We start from the raw sequence: 7,630 nt of genomic DNA on the forward strand, positions 1-7,630 counted from the left end.
GATCGCGTTCACCGCCGGTGACGCCGGCCGGCCACCGGGATGCTCACCGGCCGAGGTAGGCCTCGGTGGAGGCGCGGAGGGCGGTGACGCACGCGGCCACGGCCGGATCGGCGGCCGCGCCCTTCCGGTAGGTGACGCGGGTTCGCCGGCGGGTCGCGAGCGGGACGAGGCGCACCCCGGCCGGCGGCCGCGCCGTGGCGAGCTGCGGTACAAGCGAGACGCCCTGGCCGGCCGCCACCAGCGCGAGCACCGCGGCGAAGTCGTCGGCGTGGTGCCGCACCAGCGGGCTGAAGCCGGCGGTGCGGCAGACCTGCAGCGCGACGGCGTGGCAGGCGGTGCCGGGGCTGCCCACGATCCAGGCGGCGTGCCGGGCGTCGCCGACCGGGTCGGGGCCGGGGTCCGTGCCGGTGGAGGGCATGGCGAGGAACACCGTCTCCTCCAGCAGCGGCACCGCGTCGAGCGTGGGGCCGGGCTCGACCGGCATGATGTCGTAGTCGTTCACCAGGGCCACGTCCAGCCGCCGTTCGCGCAGCGCCTCGGGCATGGCGACCGGGTCGAGCTCGGTCACCATCAGCTCGAGGGCGGGGTGGTCGAGGCCCAGCGTGACCAGCGCGGCCGGCAGAAGGGTGCGTACGGCGGTGGGGAACGCGCCGATGCGCAGCGGACCGGCCGGCTCGCCGCGGGCCGCGGCCAGCGCGGCGCCGGCGCCTTCGAGGGCGGCCAGGACGGTTTCGGCGTGCCGCACGAGGACGACACCGGCCGGGGTCAGGGCGACCCGGCGTCCGGTCCGCTCCAGCAGCGGCACGCCCGCCTCGCGTTCCAGCGCGGCCAGCTGCTGGGAGACGGCCGAAGGCGTGTACGTGTGCGACCTGGCCACGGCGGCGATCGTGCCCAGCCGCGCCAGGTCGCACAGCAGGCGCAGTCGGCGGACGTCGAGCATCAGCTCAGCTTACGGGTGTGCGTAGAAAGCTGAACTGGACCTTGCCGATCCGGGCGGCGCACCCTGGACGCATGACGCTCACCGGCCTGTACGTGCCCTTGATCACCCCGTTCGACGACGCCGGAGCCGTGGCTCTCGACGCGCTGGAGGCCCTCGCGCACCGGATCCTGGACGCCGGGGCGACCGGTGTGGTCGCGCTGGGCACCACCGCGGAGCCGTCCGCGCTCAGCGGCCCGGAGCAGCGGGCCGTGGTGGACCTCGCCGCCCGGGTCTGCGCCGAACGCGGCGCGCACCTCCTGGTGGGCGCCGCCACCCCGCAGGCGCTGGACGCGCTGCGGGACCGGCCGGAGGCGGTGGCGGCGCTGAGCCTGGTCCCGCCGTTCACGCGCCCGGGCGAGGCCGGGGTGCTGGCCCATTTCCGCCATCTCGCCGAGGTCAGCCCGGTACCGCTGGTCATCTATCACGTCCCGTACCGGACCGGGCAGCGCCTGTCGGCGGACGCGGTGCGACGGCTGGCCGCCCTGCCCGGTGTGGTAGGCGTCAAGTACGCGGTCGGCGGGATCGACGAGGACACCGTCGCGCTCATGGCCGATCTTCCGGACGGCTTCGCGGTGCTGGGGGGCGACGACCTGTTCGTCTCGCCGCTGCTCGCACTCGGCGCACACGGCGCGATCATGGCCTCGGCGCACGTGGCCACCGCGCGGTTCGTGGAGCTGGTCGAGGCGTGGCGGGCCGGCGACGTGGCCCGGGCGCGACCTCTCGGGCACCGCCTCTCGGCCCTGTCCGGAGCGCTGTTCGCCGAGCCCAACCCCGCCGCGATCAAGGCGGTCCTGCACGCCCGCGGCGTCATTCCCACCGCCGCGGTCCGGCTGCCGCTCCTGCCGGCCCGGCCGGAGACCGCGCGAACCGCGCTGCGCCACGCCGACGCCCTGCGCCACGCCGAGGCCCCGCGCCACGTCCCGGCCTGACCGGCGGGCCGCGATCTCAGCCGTCGCCGGCCGCGGTGAACGCCGGGGCGTGGTCGCGGGCGAAGCCGGCGATGTCACGCGGGGGACGGCCGAGAAGCCCGGCGAGCGTGTCGGTGGTGAAGTCTCCCCAGCCGGAGACATACGCCCGCGCGTACTCCTCGAGCATGTCGACGATCCATTCCGGGACGCCGTGGCCGAGCAGCGTCTTGCGCTTGGCGTCGTCGCCGACCGGCAGGTACGTGACGGGCCTGCCGAGAGCGAGCCCCAGCTCACCGGCGACCTCGTCGAACGTGAGCGAGCGCGGGCCGGTGAGGGTGTACGTCTCGCCGTGGTGGCGGTCGGGGTCGTCGAGAAGCACGCGGGCGGCGCACTCGGCGATGTCGCGTACGTCGATCATGCCGATCCGCGCCGAGGCCATGTTCAGCGAGAACGTGCCGGTGGCGGCGATGTCGCCCGCCTCGTTCAGCAGGTTCTGCATGAACCAGTGGGGACGCAGGATCGTCCAGCGCATGCCGCACCGTTCGATCTCCCGGTCCGACAGCGCGTGCAACCTGCCGCTGCGGTTCGGCGCGTCGTGTGCCGCGCCGACGACGGACAGGCGCACGACACGCTCCACACCGGCCTGGCGCGCGGCCCACACGGCGTTCATGGCGTTCTCCGGGGCGCGCGGGCCGTTCGGGGTGAGCAGCCACAGGTCCTGCACGCCCTCGAAGGCGGGCGGTAGCGACCGGGCGTCGTCGAGGTCACCGGCGAAGACCTCGGCGACCTCGGCGACCTCGGCGCCCCGCTCGCGCGAGCCGCCCGCCGCGGACTCGTCGCGGACGAGAGCACGAAGGTTCACCTCGGCCCCCCGCAGCGCGTTCATCAGCGCGGTGGACACGGTTCCGGTGGCTCCGGTGATCAGTACGGTGCGCGACACGCTCGTTCTCCTTTGTCGGTGGTGATGGGGATGCGGACCAGGCCGCGTACCGCGGCGGTCACCCGGCCGGCGCGCGGCCTCCCGCGGCCTCCCGTGCCTTCCGCCGTCGCGGACACGGTGACGCGCGTGGTCCGGTTGTTCGGATCAGCCGGCCGAAGTGGCCGAAGTGGCCGAAGTAGCCGGTGCCGGGGCGTCGCCGTGGTGGACCGGGGACTCCGGGGACCCGCCCGCCGCCCGGCCGGCGGTGACGCGCTCCAGGGCCCAGAGCACGACGGTCCCGGCCGAGAGGGTGGCGCCCAGGACGCACACGCCGGTCCAGCCGCCGTGCACCCAGACCACCGATGTCAGCGCGGAGCCCACCGTGCCACCGAGGAACAGGGAGGTCATGAAGGCGGAGTTGATCCGGTTACGGGCCTCGGGCCGGATCGCGTAGAGGACGTTCTGGCTGCTGTTGAGCACCGCCTGGTGCGCCAGATCCAGCACGATCACGCCGGCGAGCAGCCAGAGCAGCGAGTGCGCCCCCGCCGCGATCGCCGGCCATGACGCCAACAGCAGGACCGTCCCGGCGCCGGTCACGAGCTGGACGCGCCCGCGGTCGGCCAGCCGCCCCGCCACCGTGGCGGTCAGCGCACCCGCGACACCGGCCAGGCCGAACAGGCCGACGGCCGACTCCGACCAGCCGTACGGTGACCGCACCAGCAGGAAGGTCAGCGCCGTCCACAGCACGCTGAACGAGGCGAGGCTCAACGCGCCGATACCCGCCCGCCACCGCAGCAGCGGCTCGTGGCGGAACATCGCGACCGTCGAGCGCAGCAGCCCGACGTAGGACAGGTGCCCGCCGTCCTCGCCGAGCCGGGGCAGGAAGACGCGCAGCGACACCGCCATCAGCGCCATCAGCGCCGCGTTCACCCAGTAGACCGTCCGCCAGCCGCCCAGCTCGGACAACGCTCCGGACGCGGTCCGCGCCAGCAACAGGCCGAGCATCAGCCCGGTCATCACCGTGCCGACCACCCGGCCGCGCTCGGCCGGATCCGCCAGCGTCGCCGCGAACGGCACCACCACCTGCGCTCCGACCGAGGTCAGCGCGGTCAGGGCCGTACCGGCCAGGAGCACCGTGCCGTTGGCCGCGGTGGCCGACACCAGCAGGAACACCGCGGTCGCCGCGTAGAGCGACACCGCCAGCCGCCGCCGCTCCACCAGGTCGCCGAGCGGCACCAGCAGGACCAGCCCCAGCGCGTACCCGCCCTGCGCGGCCGTCACCACCAGCGCCGCCGCCGACGGCCCGACCCCCAGCTCCCGGCCGATCAGGTCGAGCAGCGGCTGCGCGAAGTAGTTTCCCGCGACCGCCAGCCCGGTCGCCACCGACATGAGCAGCAGCAGCCCGTGCGACAGGCCGCCGCCCGTACGAGGTCTCGTCGTCATGCGCCCAGCTTGGGCAACGAACGATCGATGAGTCCAACACATGCTTGTCATCGGACCGATCGTGCATCACGATTGATCCGTGGAACTCCAGCAGATGCGCTATGTCGTCGCCGTCGCGGAGACGAGCAACTTCACCCGCGCCGCCGAGCGGTGCCTGGTCGTCCAGTCCGCGCTGAGTCACCAGATCGCCCGCCTGGAACGCGAGCTGGGTGCCAAGCTGTTCGAGCGCACCAGCCGCCGCGTCCGGCTGACCCCCGCCGGTGAGGCGTTCCTGCCCGCCGCCCGCCAGGCTCTCGACGCCGCCGAACGGGCCCGCGCCGAGGTGGCGGCCGCCGCCGGCGAGATCCGGGGCCGGCTCGCCATCGGCGCCATTCCCACCGTCGCGGCGGTCGACCTCCCAACCGTGCTGAAGCATTTCCACCTGCGCCACCGGCAGGTGCGGATCACCCTGCGCTCGGGCGCGAGCGAGGAACTGGTCGAGCGGGTGCGGCAGGGCAGCCTGGACGCCGCGTTCCTCGGGCTGCCGGTGGGCGCACGCCCCAGCGGCGTCCGCGGCCGCGAGCTGGCGCGCGGCGACCTCGTCGCCGTGGTGGCGCCCGGCCACCCGCTGGCGGGCAGGGAACGCGTGGACCTGCGCCGGCTGTCGGACGAGCCGTTCGTCGACTTCCCCCCCGGCACCGCCGCGCGGGCCCAGTCGGACGAGGCGTTCGCGGCGGCCGGGGTCCGGCGCGAGGTCGCCTTCGAAGTGACGAACATGGACTTCATGGCCCGCCTGATCCGGCAGGGCCTGGGCATCGGGCTGCTGCCCGCCGCCTTCGCACCCGAACTTCCCGATCTGCCCATCCTGCGGCTTCGCGACGCCCCCGCCCGCATGGAGCACCTCGTCTGGAGCCGCTTCCCGCCGTCCCCCGCCGCCGCGGCGTTCCTGGCCGCCCTCGGCATCCCGGCGGCGGAATCCTCGGGATCGCCGGACCTGTGACCTCGTCGCCTTCGCCGTGCGGGCGGTGCCGCCGCCCGCGGTGATCGTCACGTCGGCGCCGGGGCGAGGACCCCCGGCCCGGGTCGCCGCGGACGCGTGACCTCCCGCCCGCGTCGCCGCCGTGGGCGGCTCAGATCTCCCTGACGAAGATGACGGCGTCGGTCCGGCCGGCGGTGGCCGGGTCGAGGGGGAAGTAGGTGTGGTCGGCCGGGACGCGGGGCGCCGGCTCGCGGTCGAGGGCCGCGGCGAGAAGGCCGGGATCGACGACGGCGCGGTCGTGGGGGAGGGACGACAGGAGCCCTTCGAGGGTGTCGGGAGGGGGGACGTCGGAGCCGCGGGTGCCGAAGGCGGTGGCGGCGAAGGCGTACCGGTCGCCGAGGCGTGTGTCCACGATCGCCCCGGCGCTCCACCACTCCAGCGTCCGGCCCGCCAGGGGGCCCCAGCCCTCCGGCAGCAGCCAGCGGCTCCTGTCCCTCTGCAGGTGACGGTTGTGGGCGAAGGCGAGGGTGGGGCCGCGACGGGACTCGAAGCCGACGATGGCGTCGAGGTTGTCGGCCATCATCGCGTCGCGCAGGCGCATGAGCGAGCCGACGCGGTCGGGCGAGGTGTCGGCCACGCCGGCGTGGTAGCGCAGGAGCCCGGCGGCGGTGCGGGCGTACAGGCCGGCGCGCCACCAGGCGCCGGGGGAGGTGGCGGCCGTCAGGTGGGGGGCGTGCGCGGTGAGCAGCGCGCGCAGGTCGTCGGTGATCAGGCGCAGTTCCCCGGCCTCGGGGGTGCGGCCGACGGACTGGGCGGGATCCGTCCACAGGGCGGCCGGGTTGGTCCAGCGCTCCTCGGGGCCGAGCAGCTCGTCGAGGCTCTCGCGGCTCCAGGCCAGGTCGAGGTGGGCGGCGAGGTAGTCGTGCAGCGCGGTCAGGGCCGTGCGGGGACCGGCGGGACCGGTCATCTCCAGGGGGCCGTCGAAGCCGTAGAAGCGGAGCCGCTCGTGCGGGGGACGCCGCTCGTTGTAGGCGCGCATCCAGCGCAGGAGCTCGCGGTTGGCGGGTGAGGCGCCGGAGCCGTGGCTGAGGCCGCGGCTCACCGCGTCGTCGAGGGTCCCTGTGCCGTCGGTGACGTACGCGTCGGCGGCCAGGGCCATCAGGCAGTCGCTCTCGATGGTGATCGAGCGGTAGCCCTCGTGCTCGACGAGGTGGCGGAAGATCTCGTTGCGCAGCTCGGGGAAGGCTTCGACGCCGTGGGTGGGCTCGCCGAGGCCGAGCAGGCGGGTGGCGGGGGACAGGAGCGCGGTGAGGGCGGCGCCGGTGAAGGGACGGGCGGCGTCCCGGATCGAGATCGTCACGTATTCGACTGTATCGTTGAACCCTTTGTGTAAACTTTGGCGGTATTCACGGCTGCTGACGAGGAAGAACCTTCAAAATGCGGTTGCGGCCCATCGACCTGGCGCGCGAGCACGGCCTGTCCACGCAGGCGGTGCGCAACTACGAGGAGGCGGGGATCCTGCCGCCGGCCGAGCGCTCGGCGCACGGCTACCGCGCCTACGCTCCGCGCCACGCGGCGGCGTTGCGGACGTTCCTGGCGCTGATCCCCGCGCACGGCCACGCGACCGCAGGAGCGATCATGCGGGCCGTGAACGACGGCGCGGTCGAGGAGGCGCTGCGGCTGATCGACGAGAGCCACGCGCAGCTGGCCGACGACCGGCGCACGCTGGAGGCCGTGGAACGGGCGCTGCGCGACCTGGCGCCGCCGCGCGAGCCGGAACCGGAGGCGGGGGCGACGTTCATCGGGCCGCTGGCGCGCAGGCTCGGCATCCGGCCCGCGACACTGCGCAAATGGGAGCGGGCCGGGCTGATCGCGCCCCGGCGCGACCCGCACACCGGCTACCGCGTCTACACCTCCGCCGACGTGCGCGACGTGCTGCTGGCCCACCAGCTGCGGCGCGGCGGGTACGGGCTGGAGCCGATCGCGCTGGTGCTGGAGCGGGTGCGGGCGGCGGGCGGGCCGGAGCCGCTGCAGGCGACGCTGCGGGAGTGGCACGACCGGCTGACGGCGCGGGGCCTGGCGATGCTGGCGGGCGCGGCCGCGCTCGACATCTACCTGGAAACGCCGTAGCGCCCTGAAGAATCCGCTGGGGGAGGTGATGAACCGCCACGGTTTCCGGCTGTCCGCCCCGGCCGCCCGGAAACGGGTGCGAGCCCCGGTCGTGAAGCTTCCGAGGACCCACGGGTATGACCGAATTCAGCCGAGCCGACTTCGGCCGGGGATTTCGGCCGAGCGGCGCTACCGAACAGCTCTTAGTGCTTCGGCCTTCAGACCGGGGGGGAGGGCCCGCGCGGGAGTGCCCGCCAGGGCGCGAGCGTGCCCTGTCCTTCCAGGTCTTATCGCTCGGCCCACCCTGCGTAGGG

The 7,630-nt window shown here is 74.6% G+C and carries 7 protein-coding genes; 3 read left to right on the forward strand and 4 right to left on the reverse strand.

Features of this window, described 5'->3' with window-relative positions; genetic code table 11:
• Positions 1 to 43: 43 nt before the first annotated feature.
• Positions 44 to 940, reverse strand: coding sequence for a LysR family transcriptional regulator (locus ACTOQ2_RS36410; protein ID WP_440105416.1), 897 nt, complete (start codon positions 938 to 940; stop codon positions 44 to 46).
• Between the two features lie 71 nt (positions 941 to 1,011).
• On the opposite strand from ACTOQ2_RS36410, the gene ACTOQ2_RS36415 reads away from it, so the two are divergent.
• Positions 1,012 to 1,908: a dihydrodipicolinate synthase family protein gene (locus ACTOQ2_RS36415; RefSeq protein WP_440105418.1), complete on the forward strand. Its 897-nt coding sequence runs from the start codon at positions 1,012 to 1,014 to the stop codon at positions 1,906 to 1,908.
• A 16-nt stretch (positions 1,909 to 1,924) separates the two neighbouring features.
• Here ACTOQ2_RS36415 and ACTOQ2_RS36420 read toward each other — a convergent pair whose 3' ends face one another.
• Positions 1,925 to 2,827 (reverse strand): SDR family oxidoreductase, encoded by a 903-nt coding sequence (locus ACTOQ2_RS36420; protein WP_440105420.1) that lies wholly within the window; start codon positions 2,825 to 2,827, stop codon positions 1,925 to 1,927.
• 144 nt (positions 2,828 to 2,971) lie between these two features.
• Positions 2,972 to 4,249: an MFS transporter gene (locus tag ACTOQ2_RS36425; RefSeq protein ID WP_440105422.1), complete on the reverse strand. Its 1,278-nt coding sequence runs from the start codon at positions 4,247 to 4,249 to the stop codon at positions 2,972 to 2,974.
• Between the two features lie 79 nt (positions 4,250 to 4,328).
• Here ACTOQ2_RS36425 and ACTOQ2_RS36430 point away from each other — a divergent pair, with 79 nt between their 5' ends.
• The gene (locus ACTOQ2_RS36430; protein WP_440105424.1) at positions 4,329 to 5,228 is read left to right on the forward strand and encodes a LysR family transcriptional regulator; all 900 of its coding nucleotides are present in this window, start codon (positions 4,329 to 4,331) and stop codon (positions 5,226 to 5,228) included.
• A gap of 130 nt (positions 5,229 to 5,358) precedes the next feature.
• Here ACTOQ2_RS36430 and ACTOQ2_RS36435 read toward each other — a convergent pair whose 3' ends face one another.
• On the reverse strand, positions 5,359 to 6,567 hold the full coding sequence (locus ACTOQ2_RS36435) for an erythromycin esterase family protein (protein WP_440105426.1): 1,209 nt from the start codon (positions 6,565 to 6,567) through the stop codon (positions 5,359 to 5,361).
• A 77-nt stretch (positions 6,568 to 6,644) separates the two neighbouring features.
• On the opposite strand from ACTOQ2_RS36435, the gene ACTOQ2_RS36440 reads away from it, so the two are divergent.
• Positions 6,645 to 7,337: a MerR family transcriptional regulator gene (locus ACTOQ2_RS36440; RefSeq protein WP_440105428.1), complete on the forward strand. Its 693-nt coding sequence runs from the start codon at positions 6,645 to 6,647 to the stop codon at positions 7,335 to 7,337.
• The last annotated feature ends 293 nt before the right edge of the window (positions 7,338 to 7,630 follow it).

The sequence above is a fragment of the Streptosporangium sp. H16 genome (assembly GCF_051918855.1).
In the GTDB taxonomy this organism is placed as follows: domain Bacteria; phylum Actinomycetota; class Actinomycetes; order Streptosporangiales; family Streptosporangiaceae; genus Streptosporangium.